The organism is Achromobacter sp. Bel (assembly GCF_012928505.1).
In the GTDB taxonomy this organism is placed as follows: domain Bacteria; phylum Pseudomonadota; class Gammaproteobacteria; order Burkholderiales; family Burkholderiaceae_B; genus Achromobacter.
Map to the genome: position 1 here is coordinate 14,680 of NZ_JABBJN010000024.1, position 18,840 is coordinate 33,519.

Here is an 18,840-nt window from a genome sequence, read left to right on the forward strand (position 1 = left end):
CGACGTTCAACTGCCGCCGGAGACGTCGATGAACGAGCCGCTGGTGTAGCCGGCCTCGTCCGAGAACAGCCACAGCACGGCGCCGGCCACTTCTTCCACCGAGCCGCCGCGGCGCAGCGGAATCACGCTTTTCAACCGGTCCACGCGTCCGGGTTCGCCGCCGCTTGCGTGCATGTCGGTGTAGATGGTGCCGGGGCGCACGCCGTTCACGCGGATGCCCTCGGGCGCCACTTCCTTGGACAGGCCAATGGTCAGTGTGTCCAGCGCGCCCTTGGAGGCGGCGTAGTCCACATATTCGTTGGGTGAACCCAGGCGGGCGGCGGCCGACGACACGTTGACGATGGCGCCGCCCTGGCCACCGTGGCGCGGCGACATCCGCCGCACGGCCTCGCGGGCGCACAGGAAGGCGCCGATGACATTGGTGGACAGCACGCGCAGCAGGCGGTCGGCGTCCATGTCGTCCACCCGCATCTGTTTTTCAAGGATGCCGGCGTTGTTGACCAGCGCGTCCAGGCGGCCCAGGCGCTCGTCCAGCGTGCGGAACATCTGCACCACTTGGTCGTCCTGCGAGACGTCGGCCTGGATGGCCACGGCTTGGCCGCCCTCGCGCCGGATATCGGCCACGACCGCGTCGGCGGCGCCCGCATGGGTGCGGTAGTTGACGCCCACGGCGTAGCCGCGGCGGGCGGCCAATTTGGAGACGGCGGCGCCGATGCCGCGGCTGCCACCTGTGACGAGCATGACTTTGGACATGGTTTTCTCCTGCGTGATTGCCACGTTAGCAGAACGGCGGTTCAAATCCACACGTCGTTCGGGGCGCTGCGCGCGCCGCCCTGGTCGCCGGTATTCACGACGCCACAGGGCTCGATCAGCATCAGGTGCGTCTCTTGCTGCGCGCAGGGTTTGTGCTCCACGCCCTTCGGGATGACCGTCATTTCGCCGGGGCCCAGGTCGACGTGACCGTCGCGTAGCTCGATCCGCAGCCGGCCGCTGACGACGATGAAGGTTTCGTCCGTATCGGCATGGCTGTGCCAGACGAAGTCGCCTAGCACCTTGACTACCTTGAACTGATAGTCGTTCATCTGGGCGATGACCTTGGGCTGCCAGTGCTCGGAGAACAGCGCGAGTTTGCCGGCGATATTGATGGAGGATATGGGGGACATGGCGGGGCCTGAACAAGGGGAAGACGCCTGCAGCATAGGGCGGCAGGGCGCGCGCCGTCTTGTACGTTCTTGCAGGTTTTCCGTGCCGGGCCCGGCTCGGCGGGGCTAGCCGTGCAGCATCCGCCGCCAGCGGTCCGGCGTCATGCCATAGGTCTGGACATGGCGGTGCGTCAGGTGGCTCTGGTCGGTGAAACCGGCGCCGGCCGCGGCGTCCGCCAGCGGCTGGCCGGCGGCGATCAATCGGCGGGCCAGGTCCAGGCGGCGCAGCATCACGTAGCGATAGGGGCTGGTGCCGAACAGCGCGCGGAAGTCGCGCGACAGGCGCCAGCGGTCGGTGCCCGCCGCCTGCGCCAACTGGTCCAGCGTGACAGGTTGGCCCGGCGACGCGTGGATGAATTGCCGGGCGCGCTCGGCCGCGGCGTAATTGGCGCTGCGGCGTCCCGGCGGGCGTCCGGCGGCGCCGCACAGCGCATGGGCCAGGTCGTAAAGCGCATCGTCTTCCTGCAAGGGGTCGATCTCGTCCCCGGTGCTTTGCAGCAATGCTTCGCTGGCGGCGTGCAGCCGCGGGTCGGCCGAAATGCCGCCCGGGACGAACGGCAGCGGACGGCCGCCCAGGATCTGCTGGATCAGCGCGGGTTCGACATAGATCATGCGGTAATGGAAGCCGGCCTCGGTGCCGGCCTGGCCGTCATGCGGCTCGTCGGGATGCAGCACGATGGTGCTGCCGGGCAGGCTGTGCCGGAACGAGCGGCGGTAGTGGAAGCTCTGCACGCCCGACAGCGTGCGCCCGATGGCGTACGTGTCGTGGCGGTGCATGTCATAGCCATGGCCGCCGAAGTAGGCTTCGATGCGCTCCACATGGCCCGAGGGCGCGGCGCGCAGTATCCAGTCCTGCTTCGGTTTGGCCGACGTCATGGCGGATATGCGGCAAGGTCTACTTCTTCACCTGCACCAGTACGAACTCGTTGCCGTACAGGTCGATGAAGTGCGCGTAGACGGTGGTGTCGTCATGGACGGGCTCTTTGGTGAAGCGCACGCCCCGAGCGGCGAACTGGCTGTGGTCGCGCACCACGTCGTCGGTGTAGAACACGCCCACCGGCTGGCCGCCGGTCTGGTCGCCGACGCGGTCGCGCTGCGCCTGGGTCAGGGCTTGCAGCAACCAGACGCCCACCGCGGGTTGTGCCGGCAGGCGCAGGTGCACATACCGTTGCGGGCCCACGGGCATATCGACGAACACCTCCATGCCGAGCTTGTCTTGGTAGAAGGAAATGGCGGTGTCGTAGTCGTTCACGAGAAGGACGAGACGGCCCAGCGAATGCATGTCAGGACTCTCTTTGAGGTTAAGCGTGCGGCTATGCTAACCCGCCGGCGGCGCTTTGCTGTCAATCACCCTCCCGCAACAGCCGCAGGCCCACCAGGGGGTAGCGGGTTTCCTGGGTATTCCAGTTGCGGTAGGACGATCGGGTATACAGCGCCCAGGTGTGCCAGGACCCGCCGCGGCGGACCCTCACGTTGCCGCTGGCGGGGCCTTTCGGGTCGTCCGTGGGCGAGTGGGCGTAGTAGTCCTCGCCGTACCAGTCCGCCACCCATTCCCAGGCGTTGCCGTGCATGTCGTACAGGCCGAAGGCGTTGGGCGCGTAGCTTGCCACCGGCGCGGTGAAGGCGTTGCCGTCGTGGCGCGCCGATGCGAATGCCTGCCATTTCGGCCACAGCGGTTGGGCGTCGGCGTCGAAGCCATTGCCGGCGTCGGGCATGCCGGCCGGGTCGTCGCCATTCTGGTAGCGCGTGCGCGTGCCGGCGCGGCAAGCGTATTCCCATTCGGCTTCGGTGGGCAGGCGGTAGACGCGGCCTTCCTTCTGGGTCAGCCAGCGGGCCAGGGCCTCGGCGTCGTTCCAGCTGATGTTCACCACGGGGTGGTCGTCGGTTTGGGCAAAGCCGGGATTGCGCCAGGAGTAGCGGCGGTCGCGGCCTTCGAAGGCGTCTCCGCTTTCGGACCGGTCGGGATCGTAGGCGGCGTTGTAGCCATAGCCGCCGGTGCCGTCGGCTTCGGACTCGGGCACGTAGCCGGAGGCCTCGACGAAGCGCCGGAACTGGCCCACGGTGACTTCCGTACGTTCCAGGTAGAACGGGCGGGTGATGCGCACGGTATGCACGGGCGCTTCGTCGAACAGCTGGACGAAGCGGTCCTTGGGGTATTGCGGGTAGTCGCGCACCAGGGCCTCGAGCGCTTCGTCGCTGCCCATCTGGAAGGTGCCGGCGGGGATGGCGACGAAAACCATGCCCAGCGAATTCTCGATCACCGCGGGCGGTTCGGCGGCAGGCGCCGCCCGCAGCGGGGACGACAGCAGGAAACTGGCAAGCAACAGGTTGGGACGGATACGCATGGAGAGCCGCAGGCGCGGGGGCAGAGGCCAAAGGTGCGACATAGTAGGGCCGCCGCTCCCGGCCGACCAGACGCGGGCAACCCTCATGCGCCCCGGGGCCGGCGTTCAGCCTGCCTTGCGCAAGGTGAAGTTGATCCGCCGGCTGCCCAGCCTGGGATGCGGCAGGTCTTTCATGGGCATCACGCCGTGATAGCGCAGGCGGTCCACGCCGCCCCAGACCACCACGTCGCCATGCAGCAGGGGCACGCGCACGGTCTTTTCCGAACGTTCGTGGCCGCCGAACAGGAACAGGGCGGGCATGCCCAGCGACACGGACACGATGGGCGCACTGTAGTCGCGTTCGTTCTTGTCCTGGTGCAGCGACAGCCGCGATCCCGGCTCGTAGTGGTTGACCAGGCAGGCGTCGGGCGCAAAGCCGGGAAAGCCGGCCTCGGCCGCCGCCGCCTGCGCCAATTGCAGAAAGGCGGGGGGCAGGTCGGGCCAGGGCAGGCCGGTCAGCGGGTCGATGCGCGCATAACGGTAGCCGTGGGCGTCCGTCGTCCAGCCCCACTGCCCGCAATTGGTCAGCGCCACCGACATGGTGTAGCCGCCCGGCGTCTGCATGCGCCGGAAGGGCGATTGCGCGGTCAGGGCGTCCACGCCCTGCAGCAGCGCTTCGGCAAACGGCAGCGCGAATCCTCGCAGCACGAAGGATTGGGGGCCAATCGCTTCGCGTCCGCTTTGCGCGGTGTCGTCGTCGCCAAACAGGTCCAGCGTCATGGTCATTGGGCGTCGTGGAAGATCAGGCCCAGCGTGTGGCGCCGGCCGCTGCGCAGGGCGCTGACGCCGTGCCGCATGGCGGTCCTGCGCCAACCGCGCGCGCCGGGCACAGGCCGCTGGTTCACGGTGAAGATCAACGCGTCGCCCTGTTGCAGCGGCAGCACGTCCGCCCGCTGCTCGCGGCTGCCGGTTTCCGTCATCACGAATTCACCGCCCGTGAAATCCAGGCCCGGCCGCGACAGCAGCACCGCCACCTGCAGGGGAAACACGTGTTCGCCGTACAGGTCCTGGTGCAGGCAGTTGTAGTCGCCGGGACCGTACTCCAGGATCAGGGGGGTGGGGCGGCGTTGGCCGGCATCATGGCAGCGCTGCAGGAAGGCGGCATGGTCGGCGGGATACTGCACGGCGATGCCCAATTGCCGGTTCCAACGGTTCGCGATCGGCGCCAGCCGTGGATACAAGGCGGTGCGCAGGTGTTGCAGCAGCGGCGGCAGCGGATAGGAAAAATACTTGTACTCGCCGCGGCCGAACCCGTGCCGCGCCATCACGATCCGGCTGCGATAGCCCTCCGTCGCCGAATAGCCGGCAGCGAGCGACGCGCATTGCGCGGGCGCAAGCAGGCCCGGCGCGATGGCGTTGCCGTGCGCATCCAGCGATTCGGCGATCCGGGCCCAGTCCAGATCGGGCAGGGGGGCGGCGGTCAGGGTATCCATGGCGGCGGGGCTGATAAATGGGGGAAAACCAGTCTACGCCTGCCCGCCGTCAGGCGAACTCCGCTTGTTGCGCGGGGTTCACAGCAGCGGCTCCAGCGGCAGCAGCGATACGAACCAGACGGAAAACCGCTTCCACGCCGTCGTGCCCGGTTCGGTGTCGTGGCGGATGGTTTCCCCGTTGCGCTGTTCCAGCCAGTACAAGTCGCCCTTGTCGTCCAGGCAGACACGGTAGGCCACCTTGGGAAGCTCGTTCTTGAAGGCGTCGGCGATGCGCCCCGCCAATGTCGGGCTATCGATCACAAAGCCCAGTTCCGTATTCAAGGTGGCGGAACGCGGATCGAAGTTGAACGACCCGACGAAGATGCGCTGGCCGTCCACCGCGAAAGTCTTGGCGTGCAGGCTGGACCCCGAGCTGCCGAAGGGCCCCATGCTCTTGTTGCGTTCGACCTCGCCCGCCATGCGCTTCATCTCGAACAATTCCACGCCGGCTGCCAGCAGGTCCTTGCGGCGCTTGGCGTAGCCCGAATGCACCACGGCGACGTCGGTGGCTTCCAGCGCATTCGTCAGCACCTGCACCTTGACGCCGCTCTTGGCCAATGTCGCGAAGGCTTCCGTGCCGGCGGCGGTGGGTACGAAATACGGCGACACCAGTTCCAGCTCGGTCGTCGGGGCGCCGATGATTTCATGCAGCTGGTGCGGCAGCATCGCTTCGGGTGGCGCGGTGCCCAGCGTCTTGCGCGGGTCGTCGCTGACCATGCGGGTGTCGGCCCATTCCAGGCTGAGGTCGCCTTGCAGCAGTTGCCGGATGAAGGGCAGTTGCCGCATGGCGTCCGCATAGGCGGCGGCCTCGGGCGACTGTTCCACCTTGCTGGCCCGTTCCTCCAGCGCTTGCAGCGCGCCCGGTTCGGCCTTCTTCAGCAGCCGGTCGACGGGGTACGCGGATTCGCTGGCCCAGTACCGGTCGAAATCCATCGATACGTCGTTGACCGCCGCGCCGATCGCCAGCACGTCCAGGTCCGTGAACAACACGCCGTTGGCCGCGCCGAAGTATTCGTCGCCAATGTTGCGCCCGCCGATGATGGTGGCCTGGTTGTCCGCAGTGAAGGACTTGTTGTGCATGCGCCGGTTCAGGCGGCTGAAGTCCGTGACGTAGCCCAAGGGCTTCGGCCAGCGCAGCACAAAGGGGTTGTACAGGCGGACTTCGATATTGGGATGCTCGTCCATCGCGGCCAGCACCGTGTCAAGGCCCGACGTGCCGTTGTCGTCCAGCAGCAACCGCACACGCACGCCCCGGTCGGCGGCGGCGTGCAGCGCTTCCAGCAGCATCGTGCCCGTCATGTCGTCGTGCCAGATGTAGTACTGCACATCCAGGCTGCGTTCAGCGGCGCGCGCCAGCATCATGCGGGCGGCAAAGGCGTCATACGCGTTGGACAGCGGGTGGATGCCCGACTTGCCGGGGTGGGCCGCCGCCAGCGGCGCGATGCCGCGGCCCAAGGGCGTGGCGGCCGATTGTTCGGGCGTCAGCGCCTGGGATTCGCTGCGCTTGTCCAGCGCAGGCAGGCTGCATCCGCTTAAAAACGAAAGGCAGAGGGCGGTCATAAGTAGGGGTTTGGCCAACAGCATGCCCGTATTGTGCCGAAAAAAGTGACGGGCACCGGGTCTTGACGGTTTTCCATATTTGGAATAAATTCCCTGATATGGAAAACACAACGATTGATGCTGACCTGGACCGCCGCATCGCCCAGCGCCTGAAGGCCTTGCGCTTGGCGCGCGGTTGGTCCCTGGACGAATTGGCGGGGATGGCTGGCGTCAGTCGTGCCACGCTCTCGCGGCTGGAAAACGCCGAGGTCAGCCCCACGGCCAGCGTGCTGGGCAAGCTGTGCGCGGCCCATGGCTTGACCATGTCGCGGCTGATGGTGATGGTGGAAGACGATTTCGCGCCCTTGGTGCCCGAGCATGCCCAGGCCGTGTGGGTCGACGACAGTGCAGGCTTCCGGCGGCGTTCCGTGTCCCCGCCCGCGCAGCAGTTGGCGGGCGAAGTGCTGGCCTGCGAGCTGGCGGCAGGCGCCCGCATCGGCTATGAGCAATCGCCGCGGCCGGGGCTGGAGCACCACCTGTTGATGCTGGAAGGCGAACTGCATATCACCGTCGACGGCCAGACCCACATCCTGGCGCCGGGCGACTGCCTGCGCTACCAGCTGTTCGGCGCCAGCCAGTTCATCACACCGCCGCATCGCGGCGCCCGCTACCTGCTCTTCATCGTCTGAAACCGCCATGTCCCACGATCACGCCACCCTTGAATTGACCCTGCTGACGGCGGACGCCGCCGCTGCCGACCTGCCCGCGCTGGGCGAACTGCTACATGCCTGCGTGCAAGCCGGTGCCAGCGTCAGTTTCGTCCTGCCGTATTCGCCCGACGAGGCACAAGCCTTCTGGCGCAACAAGGTCTTGCCGGCCGTGGCCAGCGGCAAACTCGCGCTGTGGGTGGCGCGGCAAGACGGCCGCATCGCTGGATCGGTGCAATTGGACAGCGATACGCCGCCCAACCAGCCCCACCGCGCCGAGGTGCGCAAGCTTCTGGTGCACCCCGATTTCCGCCGTCAAGGCATCGCTCGGCACTTGATGCGCGAGGCCGAGGCCCATGCGGTGCGCATCGGCCGCAGTCTGCTCACGCTGGATACGCGCACCGGCGACAGCGCCGAACCCCTGTATACGTCGCTGGGCTATGTGACGGTGGGGCAGATCCCGCATTTCAGCCGCGACCCGCAGGATGCGGGCAAGCTGGACGCGACGACCATCATGTACAAGCGGGTGTAGACGAGGCCGTAGGACGGGTGGAGCGAAAGCCGCCCGGAGGGCAATAAAAGAGGCGTTTCACCCGCAAGAAAAAAGCCACCCGCGAGGGTGGCTTTCTTATCCAATCAGTGCCCGCTCAAGCCAGCGGCTTGATCCCCACGCTGTACGGGGGCGCGTTGCCGCGTGCGGCGGCCTTGATCTTCAGCATCGAGCCGCCGGGGGTGAATTCGAAGTCTTGGAGCGGCACTTCGAACCACTGGTGGAAGCTGGTGCGGGAAAACTCCGGCACCCAGACCTTGGCGCGGCGGGCGTCGCAGTGGAATTCCACCAGCGTGCGGTCGATGCCCAGGGGGCGGGTGTTGCCGATGCGGTAGCTGACGCGCAGTTCGGCGCTTTCGGTCGAGCCGGGGCGCCAGGTCAGGCCGATGGATTCCATGAATTGTTCAATCGCCTGAATGCCGCGATACATAGCTGACTCCGAATGCTGTCGGGCGCTGCGCGCCCACGAAAATCCGCCGCTTGCGGCGGCGGGAAACAGGAGGATTATCCGCCATTCCGGGGCAGGCTGCCCAACCGGCGGCCCGCGCGGGGCGGAATGGGGCGCCGCGCCAGGCGTGCGGGCGGGCGTCAGGCGCCGGTTTTGGCGCAGAACGCCAGGATGGCGTCGGCGACGGCCTGCGGGGCTTCGCGCTGCGGGAAATGGCCCACGCCGTCCAGCACGCGGCGCGCGTAGAGACCCTGGAAGAACGCCTCCTTGCCCTCCGAGGACGCGGGCTGGTTGCAAGTGTCGGCGCCGCCATGCAGCACCAGCGTGGGAACGGTCAGCACCGGGGCGGGCGTGAGCGATGCCGTGTCGGCCAGATAGGCGGGTGCGCCTTGCTCATAGCCCCAGCGGTGGCGGTAGGAATGCAGCACTACGGCGGCCCAGTCCGGGTTGTCGAAGGCTTGCGCCGCTTCGTCGAAGTCCTCCGGCGCGTACCAGGCGCCAGGCGACCACGTGTCCCACATGGTGCGGGTGAATTCGCGGCGGTTGCCGCGTACAGCTTCGGCGCCGCGCGGGGTCGCCATGAACCAGTGGTACCAGTAGTTGCGAGCCTGGGCCAGCGACAGCGTCTGGTTCGGATCGTTGGTGCCGTAGCCGACCGACAGCAGCACCAGTTGCGCCGCCACGCCGGGCCGCAGGCCGCAGGCGTTGGCGGCGGCGCGCGCGCCCCAGTCGTGGCCCACCAGCAGCGGCTGCCGCAAGCCCAGCGCGTCGATGACGTCCAGCAGATCGCGCCCCAGGGCCGCAAGCTCGCCGCTGCGCGGCGTGGCGGCGTCCCGGAAACGCGTCGGGCCGAAGCCGCGCAGCGCGGGGCACACCACGCGGTAGCCTTCCGCCGCAAGGCGTCCGGCCACGGTGCGCCAGCTTTCCGGGCTGTCGGGCCAGCCGTGCATCAGCACGGCAGTGCGGGATCCGGAGGGGTTCCATTCCAAGTAGGCGACATCCAGTAACGGAGTTTGGATTCGGGCGTAGGCGGACATGGCGGGGTTCCTTCTTTTCGGTGACGGTGGTGTCACGATAGCGGTCCGGATTGTCATGATTCTTGATGAATAAGCGTCTATTATCAATAAATCATGAACATAAGGACGGCAGGCATGGATACCCCGAACGACTCCGCCGGCGTGGTGCTGGACTTGACGCTGCTGCGCACGTTCCTGGAGGTAGTGGACAGCGGCGGCTTCGCCCTGGCCGCCGATGTGCTGTCCTTGACGCCGTCCGCCGTCAGCGGCCACATCAAGCGCCTGGAGATGCTGGCGGGCGCCACCCTGCTGGACCGCACCACGCGCAGCTTTGAAGTCACGCCGGCGGGCGAGACGCTGTATGCCTACGCACGCAACATCGTCGATCTGGAACGCGAGGCGCGCGCGCGGCTGAGCGGCACGCGTTTGAAGGGGCGTTTGCGCATCGGCTCGTCCGAGGACTTTGCGGGCGCCTGGCTGGCCGAGGTGTTGCAGGCGTTCCACCGCGGTCATCCGGAAGCCTCGATCGAGCTGAAGGTGGGCGTCACGGCGGACCTGCTGCGCCAGCAGGCGCGCGGCAAGCTGGACGTGGTGTTCGGCAAGCAATGTTCGCGCGTGCAGGACGATGGCGAACTCTTGTGGGAAGAAGACCTGGTGTGGGCATGGGGTGAGGACAAGCCATGGAAGCCTGGACGGCAGGTGCCGCTGGCCGTGTTCCCGGAACCTTGCGTGTACCGCGAGGCGGCCATCACGGCGTTGGGGCAGACCCGGCAAGGCTGGGTGCCCGCGTTCGAAAGCGGCAGCATGGCCGGTTGCCTGGCCGCCGCGCTGGCGGGCTTTGCGGTGGCCCCCGTCGCGCGCAGCCAGCTGCGCGAGGGCTTGCGCGCGCTGTCGGCGGATGACGGCATGCCCGAGCTTCCCATGACGCGCTTCTATGCCTACCTGCGCTCTGCCGAGCCCGCAGTGCAGGCGCTGATCACGGCGGTCAGGCAGACGGGCCAGCGGCGGCGGTTCGGGCGCTGACCGTTTGACGGCATCGCCGCCCTTTATCGCCGCCATTGAGTAAAGCAAATGGACGCGGCGCGCCATGGCCCGCACCATGACGTCCATGTCCTTACCGAGGCCGGCGCGCAGTCCGACGGCCGGGACGCTTCACTCAAGGAGTCATCATGGCGAATTTCATACTGGCATTGGTCAACGCGGAACTGTCGTTGTTCGGCGTGCAGGCGGCGGACGAACCGGTGGCGGCGCCTGCCACCGTGGCGCAGGACAGCGCGCCGGCGTTCGATAGCGAGCATTACCGCAGCGCGCTGGGCTGAGCACGCACGCCGCATCGCGGCGCAACACGCATCAGCGGAGAAATAGGCAGGTTTCACGCAAGAACGAGCCTGTACGCCCGCACGCCCGATTCTTAATATCCTTCACCAGGCTCAGGGCCGAAGCATCAGTCATGAATGCTTTACCCGGCCTGGCCGCCCGGCATCTTGCCGGCGGCTGCAAGCATGCAGGCTAGCAAGGGATGGGAATCGCATGAATACCGAAAAAATCTGGTTGGTGACGGGTGCGTCGACGGGCCTGGGCCTGGTTCTGGTGAAGATGCTGCTGGACCGGGGTCACAAGGTGGCGGCGACGGCCCGGGATGGCGATGCATTGCTGGAAGCTGTAGGGGCCAAGCTGGAAGGACAGTTCCTGCCCTTGTCGGTGGATCTGGCGGATGAACGCAACGTGCGCCGTGCGGTGGATGCCACGATGGCCGCGTTCGGCGGCGTGGACGTGGTGGTGAACAACGCCGGCGACGCCTTGCAGGGATCGTTGGACAGCCTGTCGGATGACGCGTTGCGCGGCACATTCGATATCAACGTGTTCGGCATGTTGAACGTCATCCGCGCGGTGCTGCCGCGCATGCGCACGCAGCGCAGCGGGCACGTGTTCAATATCTCGTCGATCCTGGGCTTTGACGGCGGTTACGCGCAATGGGGCGCCTACAGCGCGGCCAAGTTCGCCGTCAGCGGCTTGACCGAGGCGCTGGCGGCCGAGGCCTCGGCCTGGGGCGTGCGTGTGTCGCTGGTGTACCCGGGCGCGATGCGCGCGGGATCGGACCCGGATCGCGGCGACGCGCCTGAAATGGCGGCGCGCGATCCCTTGCGGCCGGAGCTGGGCGGGGATCCCGCCAAGGCGGCGCAGGCCTTGATCAGCGCCGCGCAGGCGCAGTACGCGCCGCTGCATCTGTTCCTGGGCCGGGATGCCTTCGACCAGGCGCGCGGCAAGATCCAGTCGGTGCAGCAGGAACTGGCGCGCTGGCGCGAGATGTCGGTGTCGATCGGCTTTGTCGACGAGCGGCGTCTGGCGGCGTGATCGGCCAAGGGGGCTGGACGGCGCTCAGGCGGTCCAGCCTTGCACGACCTGGTACGCGCCCAGCAACGCCAGGCTGATCATGAAGCACAGCTTGAACGTGCGCGCGGAAAGGCGGTTGCGCAGCCATTGGCCCAGCGCCATGCCGATCAGTGCGGGCAGCAGCATCAGCACGGATGCCCCGGCGGCGCCGGAACTGTAGCCGCCGTTCAGCGCAAGGCCTGCGGCCAGGGCCACCGTCGACACCGTGAACGAAATGCCCATGGCCTGGATCAGGCCGTCGCGGCCCAGGTTCAGCGCTTGCAGGTAGGGCACGGCAGGGATCACGAACACGCCAGTCGCCGCGGTGATCACGCCGGTGACCACACCCACCCCCGCGCCCAGTACCTGTTCGTGCCTGCGCGGCACGCTGGGTGGCGAGCCAAACAGGCCCCAGGCCGCATAGGCGATCAGCGCCAAGCCCAGGCAGACGCTCGCCCAATGGCCGCTGGGCGCGCCCAACCATAGTGCGCCCGCGATCGTGCCGACGCAGACGCCGACTTGCAGGGCGCCGATCCGCCGCAGCGTCAACAAAAGCGTGGGCCAGGGCCGCGCCTGCCAGAGATTGGTGATGAGCGAGGGCACGATCAGCAGCGCGGCGGCTTGCGCCGGCGCCATGACCAGGGCCAGCATCGCCATGGAAATGGTTGGCAGGCCCAGGCCCACCACGCCTTTGACGACGCCGGCCACGACGAATACGGCCACCGTCACGGCAAGCAGCGTCGGCGTGCCGCCAGGGAACAGATCCAACGGATTCATAGGCGCTCGCATTGGGAAAGCTGGGCTATGGCGCTGCCTGAGGTTTGCAAGACCAGGCACAGCAGTGCCTGGCTTGGCCATCGCGCGCGGCGGGCGCATGGATTCAATGTCTTCATGGTCGAATTTCGGAGATTTGTCGGAAGGGCCCCGGGGGCACGCCTTATTCTGCGCCGCCATCGCCCCGATCCGGCATCGGGAAGTGGCATACCCTGCCTATGGTCCGGCCTGAGGCACGCGTGCTACGCTGGCCGGATGCGATTCGACCTGACCGACCTTCGGCTTTTCCTGCACGTGCAGGAAACCGGCTCCATCACGGCGGGGGCCAAGCGTTCACACATGACGCTGGCCTCCGCCAGCGAACGCATCCGCGGCATGGAAGACACCTTGGGTGTGCCCTTGCTGTTGCGCGAACATCGCGGCGTCGAACCCACGCCGGCCGGCCGGACGCTGGCGCATCATGCGCGCGTGGTTCTGGCCCAGATAGACCGCATGCGCGGCGAACTCGACCACTACGGTCATGGGCTGAAAGGCCATGTGCGCGTGCTGTGCAACACCACCGCGCTAAGCGAATACCTGCCGTCGGTGCTGGGCGATTTCCTGAAAGACCACCCGCGCGTGTCGGTGGATCTGGAAGAGCGGCTTAGCCACGAGATCGCCGACGCGCTGCGCGCCGGCACGTGCGACATCGGCGTGCTGGCCGATTCGGCGGATCTGCATGGGTTGCACACGCAGACGTTTCGCCATGATCCCTTGACGCTGGTCGTGCCGCGCGGGCATCTATTGGCGGGCCGTCCGGCGATTACGCTGGCCGAGGTGGCCGGCGAGGAATTCGTGGGCCTGGTGGAAGGCAGCGCATTGCAAGAGCACATCGCGCATCATGCGCGGCGCGGCGGGAAAGTGCTGTCGTACCGAGTGCGCTTGCGCAGTTTCGACGCCGTATGCCGGATGGTGGGGCAGGGCGTGGGCATCGGCATCGTGCCGCGCGTGGCCGCCATGCGCTACGGCCGCGCCGCGGGCGTGCTGCGCGTGGCGCTGGCTGACGACTGGGCCACACGTGACCTGGTGCTGTGCGTGCGCGAGGCCCTGCCGGCCTACGCCGCCGAACTGGTCGCCTACGCGCTGCGTGACGCGCCCCGCGCTACGGACGCGCCAGCGGCTGAGGTCTACGCAGATGGCCCCGGTCGAACCAGGACCCGGACGCGACCGCGCTCAGGATGATCAGGCCATACAGGCACATCGCCACGGCGGCGGTCAGGAAGAACAGGGTCAGCGATCCGGTCAGGTGCAGGACGACAGCACCCGCGCCCACGGCCACCAGAAGGCGCAGGCAACCCGCGATCAACGGCCACTTCAGCCGGCCCGCGCCTTGCGAGGCGAAGTACATCGAGAACCCCAGGGCAAAGAACCCGTAGACGGGACCGACCATGCGCAAATAGTCCGAACCGGCTTGCAGCATGTGGTCTTCGGCGCCGAAGAGGCGCAGCCAGGCCTCGGGAAAGCATGCCGCGGCCAGTCCGATGGCCTCGGCCAGCACGAAGGCCATCGCGCCGCCGGTCAGGGCGATCCGCATGGCGCGTTCGGGTTGGCCCGCGCCGATGTTGGAGGCGACCATGGCGACCATGGGCGCCCCCAATCCGAAGGCAATCGGGATCAGCAGATATTCCAACCGCACGGCGATGCCGTAGCCGGCCACGGCCGCCGTGCCGGCATAGGCGCCGACCAGGGCCGCCGTCAGCGCTACCAGCGCATTGGTCAGCAAGGGGTTCAGCGTGGCCAGCGCGCCCACGCTGAGGATGTTGCGCATCAGGCTCGGGTACAGCCGGCTGAAGACAAGCCGCGCGGGATTGCGCCCGCTGGCGCAGTAGGCGCCCAGGATCAGTGCGCCAACGCCGTAGTAGATGACCAGCGCCCAGCCGCCGCCTGCCACGCCCAGCGCGGGGAACGGCCCCCAGCCGAAGATCAGGCACGGCGACAAGGGAATGAGCAGCAGGGCGCCGCCGCAGATCACCGCGCCGGGCACGAGCATGTTGCCGGTGCCCCGGATGACGCTGGCGAACGCGTTCATCAGCCACATCAGGACGATGCCGCCGAAGATGACATTGGAGTAGGCCAGGGCGGCGTCCAGCGCCTCGCCTTCGGCGCCCAGCGCGCGATAGAGCTGCGGCCCGAAAGCCAGCAGCAGCACGCAGAAGACCAGCCCCAACAGCGCGTTGAGCACCACCGCGTGCAGTACCAGCTGATCGGCCTCTTGCTGGCGGCCGCCGCCCAGCGCGCGCGCCACGGCGGCGGAGATGCCGCCGCCCATCGCGCCCTGCGACATGTTCCCCATCAGGAACAGCACGGGCACCACCAGCGCCACGCCCGCCAGCACCGAGGTGCCCAGCCGGGCCAGGAACCAGGTCTCGATCAGTCCGGTGGCGGACTGCGCCGACATCATCAGAATATTGGGCCATGCCAGGCGGGCCAGCGTGGGGGCGATGGGCGCTTCAAGCATGGCCTGCAGGCGCGCATTGGCGGGGCGTGGCGGAAGAGTCGCTGACATGGGGAATGGCCGGAACGGGATGCGGTAAAATTTACGTGCATATGCCAATATATGTCAAGAATGGGCTGGACGCGAATCCGGCCCGGCAGTAGCGTAATGCCTTTGCCCTCTTCCATTTGCCGTCCCCGCCGCCATGTCCGCCGCCAATCCTTCCGTCCCCGCCATCGTTCCGGATCCCCTCGTTTGCAACGGCGCGGCGCTGCGCAAAGCGACCCGTCGCGTGTCGCAGTTGTATGACACCGTGCTGGCGCCTTGCGGCCTGAAAGTGTCGCAGCATTCCATCCTGATCCACATCGCGCGCGCCGGCTCGCCGTCGATGACGGATCTGGCGCGCGCCATGGTGCTGGACCGTTCCGCGCTGGCGCATAACCTGAAGCCGCTGGAACGGGACGGCTACGTGCAAATGGCGCGCGACGAACGCGACGGCCGCAGCCGCCGCGTGGCGTTGACGGACACCGGCCGCGCAAAGTTGGCGGAATCCAGGCGATTGTGGAAAGACGCGCAGAACCGCTTCGAAGCCGCCTATGGCGCAGAGCGCGCGGCGGCCTTGCGGCATGCATTGGCCGACATCTTCTCCGACGAGTTCGCGTTGGCGTTCAGCCGGGGTTAACCGCTTGCCGGAGGGTTCGCCGGCGGCTTGCGATTGGGCCAACCCAACAGCGCCACCGCGCCCAGGACGCAGGTCATCCCGGCGATCTGGGCGCCCGTCAGTGCTTCCCCCAGCAAGCTCGCCGCCAACGCAACCGCCGATGCTGGCGCCAACGCGGTGAAGAGCGCCGCTTCAGAGCCCTGCACGCGCGCGGCGCCGGCGTACCAAAGCAGGAAGCCGCCCACCGTGGGGACCACGGCGTAGTACGCGACGGCCAGGATTGCGTCGCGGGACACGTCCAGCAGCCATGGCGATTCCGTCACGCTCGCCACCGCCGAAAATGCCAAGCCGAAACCTGTCATCACCGTCGAGAGCGCCAGCGGCGGGACGGGTATGCGCAGCCGTTTGTTCAGCAGGATGAACAGGCCTTCGCACAGGACCGCGCCCAGGATCAGCGCGTTGCCGATCCATGACGGCGCGCCGCTTGCGTCCGCGGCATGGCGGGTCATCAGCCACACGCCTAAGCCGGCGGCCGCGATCGCGGCCAGCATGGCCCTGCCGGGACGTTCGCCCAGCAGCACGATCGCGATGGCGGCGGTGACAAGCGGCAGCGTCCCCAGAATGACGCCGCCGTCCACGGCGGACGTGCGTTGCAGCCCGGCGATCAACAGCGTGGTGTAGCCGACGCTGCCGGCGATGGCCTGGGCGGCCAGCAACAGCCAGTCGCGCCGACCCAGGGGCGGCAGCCGGGCGCCGGTGGCGGCCATCAGCAGCGCAAAGCAAGGCAGCGCGATGGCGAACCGCAGCGCCGTCGCGGTGAAGGGCGGCAACCCGGTTCCGATGATCTTGCTGGCCACGACCGTGCTGCCTACCAGCACCATGGCCGCCGCCAGGAAGCAATATCCCTGCATCTTTCCGTTCATGTCCGTCTACGCCGCCAAGTGGGAAAGCCGCAGCGTAGGGCGCAGGAGTGCCGCCGGTCTTGAACGAAATTGCAGGGGCAGCCGCGGCGGGAACGCTCAGCGCGCGGCCAGCGCGTAACGCCGGGGAGAGACGCCGTACGTGCGTACGAACAGGCGGGTCATATGGCTTTGGTCGGCAAAGCCGCCCGCTGCCGCGGCGTCCGCCAGTGTGTGGCCTTCGCGGATCAGGCGGCGTGCCGTCAGCAGCCGGCGCTGCATCTGGTAGGCGTGGGGCGTCAGGCCGGTGGCGCCGGCAAAGGCGCGCAGCACTTGGTAGCGGCTCAGGCCGCTGGCGGCGGCCAGATCGGCCAGCGATACCGTGGCAGCCGGGTCGTCGTCGATCAGGGCGCGGGCGTGGCGTATCGTGGCGGGCACGCCGCGGCCGGTTTCCGGCGGCGCATACGGGCTGTGGGCCGCCGCCACGATGCGCAACAGCAAGGCGTCGCACGCCAGCCTGGCGCGCGTGCCCTCCGTCACGTGGGCGTAAAGCGCCAGCACGTCGCGCGCCAGCGCCGGGTGGTCCCTCGCGGGGTGTTCGAATTCGTAGCGGCGCCCGTCGGCGACCAGTTCGGCCGCGCTCTGTGCGATCACGGCCGGGTCCAGATATAGCATCTGCCAAGTGCGCGTGCCGTTGCCGACGGGGGCGCCGTCGTGGACCTCGCCCGGGTTGACGGTGATGACGTGGCCGGGACCCGCCTGCACCCGGCCGCGGCCGCTATGCGACACCTGGGCGCCAGCGCGGATCACGCCAATGCCGAACTGATCGTGCGTGTGCCGCGAAAAGGCATGTCCGCTGCAGGCAGCCACGGCCTGCACGCCAGCAAGCGTGCTGCGCCGCATGATGAATTGGCCGGGTTGCATGCGCGGAGAGCCCGTGCGCAGGCGATCAGCCCTTGTATTCCTTCATGACCTGTTTGATGAATTCGGCGCGGCTGATCTTGCCGTCCTTGTTGCTGTCCATGGCCGCGAACTGTTCCGCGGACAGGCTGTCCGGCAATTCGTTCTTGCTGAGATGGCCGTCGCCGTTGGCATCCAGTTTTGCGAAGGATTCTTCCATAAAGGCCTGGTATTCGCTTCGGCTGACCGCACCATTCTTGTCGGTGTCCAGGCGCTGCATCTGCGCCGGCGACAGCTGCACGCTGCCCTCGGAAGACGGTGCGGCCGAGACCGGCGCCGTGATTGCCAGCGCGGCGAATGCCGCGCCCAAGGTAACGAATTTCTTCATGGTTTTCCTTCCCTAGCCGGCCAAGGCCGTGATGCTTGCAGCGTAGCCGAAATCACTTTAGCGCGCTGCAACGGAAGGCCTTGATGCCTTTTTCCACATAGTGGGGTTCTCTGGTGCAAGCCGCGCGCATGGCCTGATTGGCCAGGCCCATGAGCTTGACCGCGCGGGTCATGGCTTCCGAGCCATCGGCGCCGGGGCCGACCTTGTCGGCATACGCCTTGAACTGTTCGGCTTGCTTTTGGTAGGCCTGGGCGCGCAGGGCGTCCGTGTAGGCGACCGCGCGGGAAATATCCCCGGGCGTCATTTTTTCTTCGGCTTGGGCGGCTGCCATCAGGCCAAGCGATGCCGCCATCAACCAGGGGACGAGGGTGGTTTTTTTGATCATCTCAGGTGTGCTCGCAGGAAAGTCGGTAGGCGTACTGCAGGAGGGAGGGGCCAGGGGCGCCTGGCTGCCGTCACCACATCTTGCAGGTCACCCCCTCGTTCTCGAGGTCGCCACCGACGATGATGCCGTTCTCGTCGACGTAGAAACTGGTATAGCAATTGGCCACGCCCGAGCGGCGCTGGTAGATCGTTCCGCCGTACATGTTGTTGCCGTAAGAGCCGACAGCCTCGTTCCATTCGACGTTGTCCGACGTCGAGTACAAGTACACAAGTTGGCCGACCGGCAGGTCGTTGCTGGCATAGACCTTGTTGGGTGGCCCCCATTCGGCGACGAGGTCGTTGACGGGCCGGCCCTTTTGCCGCATCAGGGCAACGTCCCAGGTGGTACATGCCGTCAGCATGGCGCCGCACAGGCCCGCCAATACCGCTCTCTGAAAACTGAATCGCACGTGCTTTTCCTTTTTATATGCGCGGCCAGGCCTCCCCGCCTGCGCCCTGTCCCGAATGCGGCGGCGTTCGCCGGTGCATCGGCTGCTGATATTAAGTGGGCGGATCGGCCCGATCAATATTTCGCCAGGGGTTTCCGGTGTACTAGTACACCGGGAATGCCCGGGCGACGGATGCACGCGCCACGAAAGGGGCGGAAAATGCGCGTCGGTCTCCCCACCAC

24 protein-coding genes are annotated in these 18,840 nt (G+C 67.4%); 7 read left to right on the forward strand and 17 right to left on the reverse strand.

Annotated features, from left to right (window positions below; all coding sequences use genetic code 11):
• Positions 1–6 precede the first annotated feature (6 nt).
• From HG262_RS16180 to HG262_RS16215, 8 genes are all read right to left on the reverse strand, one after another.
• Positions 7–753 carry an SDR family oxidoreductase gene (locus tag HG262_RS16180; protein ID WP_169271975.1) on the reverse strand — a complete coding sequence of 249 codons (747 nt, stop codon included), beginning with the start codon at positions 751–753 and terminating at the stop codon, positions 7–9.
• Between the two features lie 41 nt (positions 754–794).
• Positions 795–1,163, reverse strand: coding sequence for a cupin domain-containing protein (locus HG262_RS16185; protein ID WP_169271976.1), 369 nt, complete (start codon positions 1,161–1,163; stop codon positions 795–797).
• 105 nt (positions 1,164–1,268) lie between these two features.
• On the reverse strand, positions 1,269–2,078 hold the full coding sequence (locus HG262_RS16190; protein ID WP_169271977.1) for an AraC family transcriptional regulator: 810 nt from the start codon (positions 2,076–2,078) through the stop codon (positions 1,269–1,271).
• A gap of 19 nt (positions 2,079–2,097) precedes the next feature.
• Positions 2,098–2,484, reverse strand: coding sequence for a VOC family protein (locus HG262_RS16195; RefSeq protein ID WP_169271978.1), 387 nt, complete (start codon positions 2,482–2,484; stop codon positions 2,098–2,100).
• A gap of 61 nt (positions 2,485–2,545) precedes the next feature.
• Complete coding sequence (locus tag HG262_RS16200; protein ID WP_169271979.1) at positions 2,546–3,547, reverse strand: formylglycine-generating enzyme family protein; 1,002 nt, start codon at positions 3,545–3,547, stop codon at positions 2,546–2,548.
• 105 nt (positions 3,548–3,652) lie between these two features.
• Entirely contained in the window at positions 3,653–4,306 is a 654-nt protein-coding gene (gene alkB, locus HG262_RS16205) for a DNA oxidative demethylase AlkB (protein ID WP_169272041.1), read from the reverse strand.
• 2 nt (positions 4,307–4,308) lie between these two features.
• Positions 4,309–5,019 carry a 2OG-Fe(II) oxygenase gene (locus HG262_RS16210; RefSeq protein WP_169271980.1) on the reverse strand — a complete coding sequence of 237 codons (711 nt, stop codon included), beginning with the start codon at positions 5,017–5,019 and terminating at the stop codon, positions 4,309–4,311.
• A 78-nt stretch (positions 5,020–5,097) separates the two neighbouring features.
• Positions 5,098–6,642 (reverse strand): phospholipase D family protein, encoded by a 1,545-nt coding sequence (locus tag HG262_RS16215; RefSeq protein WP_248293376.1) that lies wholly within the window; start codon positions 6,640–6,642, stop codon positions 5,098–5,100.
• Positions 6,643–6,716: 74 nt separating this feature from the next.
• Here HG262_RS16215 and HG262_RS16220 point away from each other — a divergent pair, with 74 nt between their 5' ends.
• Positions 6,717–7,286: an XRE family transcriptional regulator gene (locus tag HG262_RS16220; RefSeq protein WP_169271981.1), complete on the forward strand. Its 570-nt coding sequence runs from the start codon at positions 6,717–6,719 to the stop codon at positions 7,284–7,286.
• 7 nt (positions 7,287–7,293) lie between these two features.
• The gene (locus HG262_RS16225) at positions 7,294–7,836 is read left to right on the forward strand and encodes a GNAT family N-acetyltransferase (RefSeq protein WP_169271982.1); all 543 of its coding nucleotides are present in this window, start codon (positions 7,294–7,296) and stop codon (positions 7,834–7,836) included.
• A gap of 115 nt (positions 7,837–7,951) precedes the next feature.
• Here HG262_RS16225 and HG262_RS16230 read toward each other — a convergent pair whose 3' ends face one another.
• Both HG262_RS16230 and HG262_RS16235 read right to left on the reverse strand, forming a co-directional pair.
• Positions 7,952–8,284, reverse strand: a complete 333-nt coding sequence (locus tag HG262_RS16230) for a hypothetical protein (protein ID WP_006222567.1) — start codon at positions 8,282–8,284, stop codon at positions 7,952–7,954.
• A 158-nt stretch (positions 8,285–8,442) separates the two neighbouring features.
• Entirely contained in the window at positions 8,443–9,339 is an 897-nt protein-coding gene (locus tag HG262_RS16235; RefSeq protein WP_169271983.1) for an alpha/beta hydrolase, read from the reverse strand.
• Between the two features lie 114 nt (positions 9,340–9,453).
• Between HG262_RS16235 and HG262_RS16240 the strand changes: the two genes are divergently transcribed.
• The 3 genes from HG262_RS16240 (at position 9,454) to HG262_RS16250 (ending at position 11,673) form a co-directional block, all read left to right on the forward strand.
• Positions 9,454–10,341: a LysR family transcriptional regulator gene (locus tag HG262_RS16240; RefSeq protein WP_169271984.1), complete on the forward strand. Its 888-nt coding sequence runs from the start codon at positions 9,454–9,456 to the stop codon at positions 10,339–10,341.
• A 146-nt stretch (positions 10,342–10,487) separates the two neighbouring features.
• Positions 10,488–10,637, forward strand: a complete 150-nt coding sequence (locus HG262_RS16245; RefSeq protein WP_169271985.1) for a hypothetical protein — start codon at positions 10,488–10,490, stop codon at positions 10,635–10,637.
• A 211-nt stretch (positions 10,638–10,848) separates the two neighbouring features.
• On the forward strand, positions 10,849–11,673 hold the full coding sequence (locus tag HG262_RS16250; RefSeq protein WP_169271986.1) for an SDR family oxidoreductase: 825 nt from the start codon (positions 10,849–10,851) through the stop codon (positions 11,671–11,673).
• A gap of 24 nt (positions 11,674–11,697) precedes the next feature.
• Here the strand turns inward: HG262_RS16250 and HG262_RS16255 are convergent, their stop codons facing one another.
• Positions 11,698–12,468, reverse strand: coding sequence for a sulfite exporter TauE/SafE family protein (locus HG262_RS16255; protein ID WP_169271987.1), 771 nt, complete (start codon positions 12,466–12,468; stop codon positions 11,698–11,700).
• A gap of 252 nt (positions 12,469–12,720) precedes the next feature.
• Here HG262_RS16255 and HG262_RS16260 point away from each other — a divergent pair, with 252 nt between their 5' ends.
• Entirely contained in the window at positions 12,721–13,686 is a 966-nt protein-coding gene (locus tag HG262_RS16260) for a LysR substrate-binding domain-containing protein (RefSeq protein ID WP_169271988.1), read from the forward strand.
• On the opposite strand, the gene HG262_RS16265 is transcribed toward HG262_RS16260, so the two are convergent.
• Positions 13,607–15,010: an MATE family efflux transporter gene (locus HG262_RS16265; RefSeq protein WP_169271989.1), complete on the reverse strand. Its 1,404-nt coding sequence runs from the start codon at positions 15,008–15,010 to the stop codon at positions 13,607–13,609. The genes HG262_RS16260 and HG262_RS16265 overlap by 80 nt on opposite strands.
• A gap of 133 nt (positions 15,011–15,143) precedes the next feature.
• Here HG262_RS16265 and HG262_RS16270 point away from each other — a divergent pair, with 133 nt between their 5' ends.
• Complete coding sequence (locus HG262_RS16270; RefSeq protein WP_169271990.1) at positions 15,144–15,620, forward strand: MarR family winged helix-turn-helix transcriptional regulator; 477 nt, start codon at positions 15,144–15,146, stop codon at positions 15,618–15,620.
• On the opposite strand, the gene HG262_RS16275 is transcribed toward HG262_RS16270, so the two are convergent.
• The 5 genes from HG262_RS16275 to HG262_RS16295 form a co-directional block, all read right to left on the reverse strand.
• Positions 15,617–16,522: a DMT family transporter gene (locus HG262_RS16275; protein WP_169271991.1), complete on the reverse strand. Its 906-nt coding sequence runs from the start codon at positions 16,520–16,522 to the stop codon at positions 15,617–15,619. The genes HG262_RS16270 and HG262_RS16275 overlap by 4 nt on opposite strands.
• A 96-nt stretch (positions 16,523–16,618) precedes the next feature.
• The gene (locus HG262_RS16280; protein ID WP_169271992.1) at positions 16,619–17,422 is read right to left on the reverse strand and encodes an AraC family transcriptional regulator; all 804 of its coding nucleotides are present in this window, start codon (positions 17,420–17,422) and stop codon (positions 16,619–16,621) included.
• 25 nt (positions 17,423–17,447) lie between these two features.
• Complete coding sequence (locus HG262_RS16285) at positions 17,448–17,786, reverse strand: EF-hand domain-containing protein (protein ID WP_169271993.1); 339 nt, start codon at positions 17,784–17,786, stop codon at positions 17,448–17,450.
• A gap of 52 nt (positions 17,787–17,838) precedes the next feature.
• Complete coding sequence (locus tag HG262_RS16290) at positions 17,839–18,171, reverse strand: hypothetical protein (protein ID WP_169271994.1); 333 nt, start codon at positions 18,169–18,171, stop codon at positions 17,839–17,841.
• Positions 18,172–18,241: 70 nt separating this feature from the next.
• Positions 18,242–18,619 carry a hypothetical protein gene (locus HG262_RS16295; protein WP_169271995.1) on the reverse strand — a complete coding sequence of 126 codons (378 nt, stop codon included), beginning with the start codon at positions 18,617–18,619 and terminating at the stop codon, positions 18,242–18,244.
• Between the last annotated feature and the right edge of the window lie 221 nt (positions 18,620–18,840).

Excerpts from the sequence above, each read along its gene's own strand:
- HG262_RS16180 (WP_169271975.1), bottom strand. The coding sequence starts at position 753 with ATGTCCAAAGTCATGCTCGTCACAGGTGGCAGCCGCGGCATCGGCGCC.
- HG262_RS16185 (WP_169271976.1), bottom strand. The coding sequence starts at position 1,163 with ATGTCCCCCATATCCTCCATCAATATCGCCGGCAAACTCGCGCTGTTC.
- HG262_RS16190 (WP_169271977.1), bottom strand. The coding sequence starts at position 2,078 with ATGACGTCGGCCAAACCGAAGCAGGACTGGATACTGCGCGCCGCGCCC.
- HG262_RS16195 (WP_169271978.1), bottom strand. The coding sequence starts at position 2,484 with ATGCATTCGCTGGGCCGTCTCGTCCTTCTCGTGAACGACTACGACACC.
- HG262_RS16200 (WP_169271979.1), bottom strand. The coding sequence starts at position 3,547 with ATGCGTATCCGTCCCAACCTGTTGCTTGCCAGTTTCCTGCTGTCGTCC.
- alkB (WP_169272041.1), bottom strand. The coding sequence starts at position 4,306 with ATGACGCTGGACCTGTTTGGCGACGACGACACCGCGCAAAGCGGACGC.
- HG262_RS16210 (WP_169271980.1), bottom strand. The coding sequence starts at position 5,019 with ATGGATACCCTGACCGCCGCCCCCCTGCCCGATCTGGACTGGGCCCGG.
- HG262_RS16215 (WP_248293376.1), bottom strand. The coding sequence starts at position 6,642 with ATGCTGTTGGCCAAACCCCTACTTATGACCGCCCTCTGCCTTTCGTTT.
- HG262_RS16220 (WP_169271981.1), top strand. The coding sequence starts at position 6,717 with ATGGAAAACACAACGATTGATGCTGACCTGGACCGCCGCATCGCCCAG.
- HG262_RS16225 (WP_169271982.1), top strand. The coding sequence starts at position 7,294 with ATGTCCCACGATCACGCCACCCTTGAATTGACCCTGCTGACGGCGGAC.
- HG262_RS16230 (WP_006222567.1), bottom strand. The coding sequence starts at position 8,284 with ATGTATCGCGGCATTCAGGCGATTGAACAATTCATGGAATCCATCGGC.
- HG262_RS16235 (WP_169271983.1), bottom strand. The coding sequence starts at position 9,339 with ATGTCCGCCTACGCCCGAATCCAAACTCCGTTACTGGATGTCGCCTAC.
- HG262_RS16240 (WP_169271984.1), top strand. The coding sequence starts at position 9,454 with ATGGATACCCCGAACGACTCCGCCGGCGTGGTGCTGGACTTGACGCTG.
- HG262_RS16245 (WP_169271985.1), top strand. The coding sequence starts at position 10,488 with ATGGCGAATTTCATACTGGCATTGGTCAACGCGGAACTGTCGTTGTTC.
- HG262_RS16250 (WP_169271986.1), top strand. The coding sequence starts at position 10,849 with ATGAATACCGAAAAAATCTGGTTGGTGACGGGTGCGTCGACGGGCCTG.
- HG262_RS16255 (WP_169271987.1), bottom strand. The coding sequence starts at position 12,468 with ATGAATCCGTTGGATCTGTTCCCTGGCGGCACGCCGACGCTGCTTGCC.
- HG262_RS16260 (WP_169271988.1), top strand. The coding sequence starts at position 12,721 with ATGCGATTCGACCTGACCGACCTTCGGCTTTTCCTGCACGTGCAGGAA.
- HG262_RS16265 (WP_169271989.1), bottom strand. The coding sequence starts at position 15,010 with ATGTCAGCGACTCTTCCGCCACGCCCCGCCAATGCGCGCCTGCAGGCC.
- HG262_RS16270 (WP_169271990.1), top strand. The coding sequence starts at position 15,144 with ATGTCCGCCGCCAATCCTTCCGTCCCCGCCATCGTTCCGGATCCCCTC.
- HG262_RS16275 (WP_169271991.1), bottom strand. The coding sequence starts at position 16,522 with ATGAACGGAAAGATGCAGGGATATTGCTTCCTGGCGGCGGCCATGGTG.
- HG262_RS16280 (WP_169271992.1), bottom strand. The coding sequence starts at position 17,422 with ATGCAACCCGGCCAATTCATCATGCGGCGCAGCACGCTTGCTGGCGTG.
- HG262_RS16285 (WP_169271993.1), bottom strand. The coding sequence starts at position 17,786 with ATGAAGAAATTCGTTACCTTGGGCGCGGCATTCGCCGCGCTGGCAATC.
- HG262_RS16290 (WP_169271994.1), bottom strand. The coding sequence starts at position 18,171 with ATGATCAAAAAAACCACCCTCGTCCCCTGGTTGATGGCGGCATCGCTT.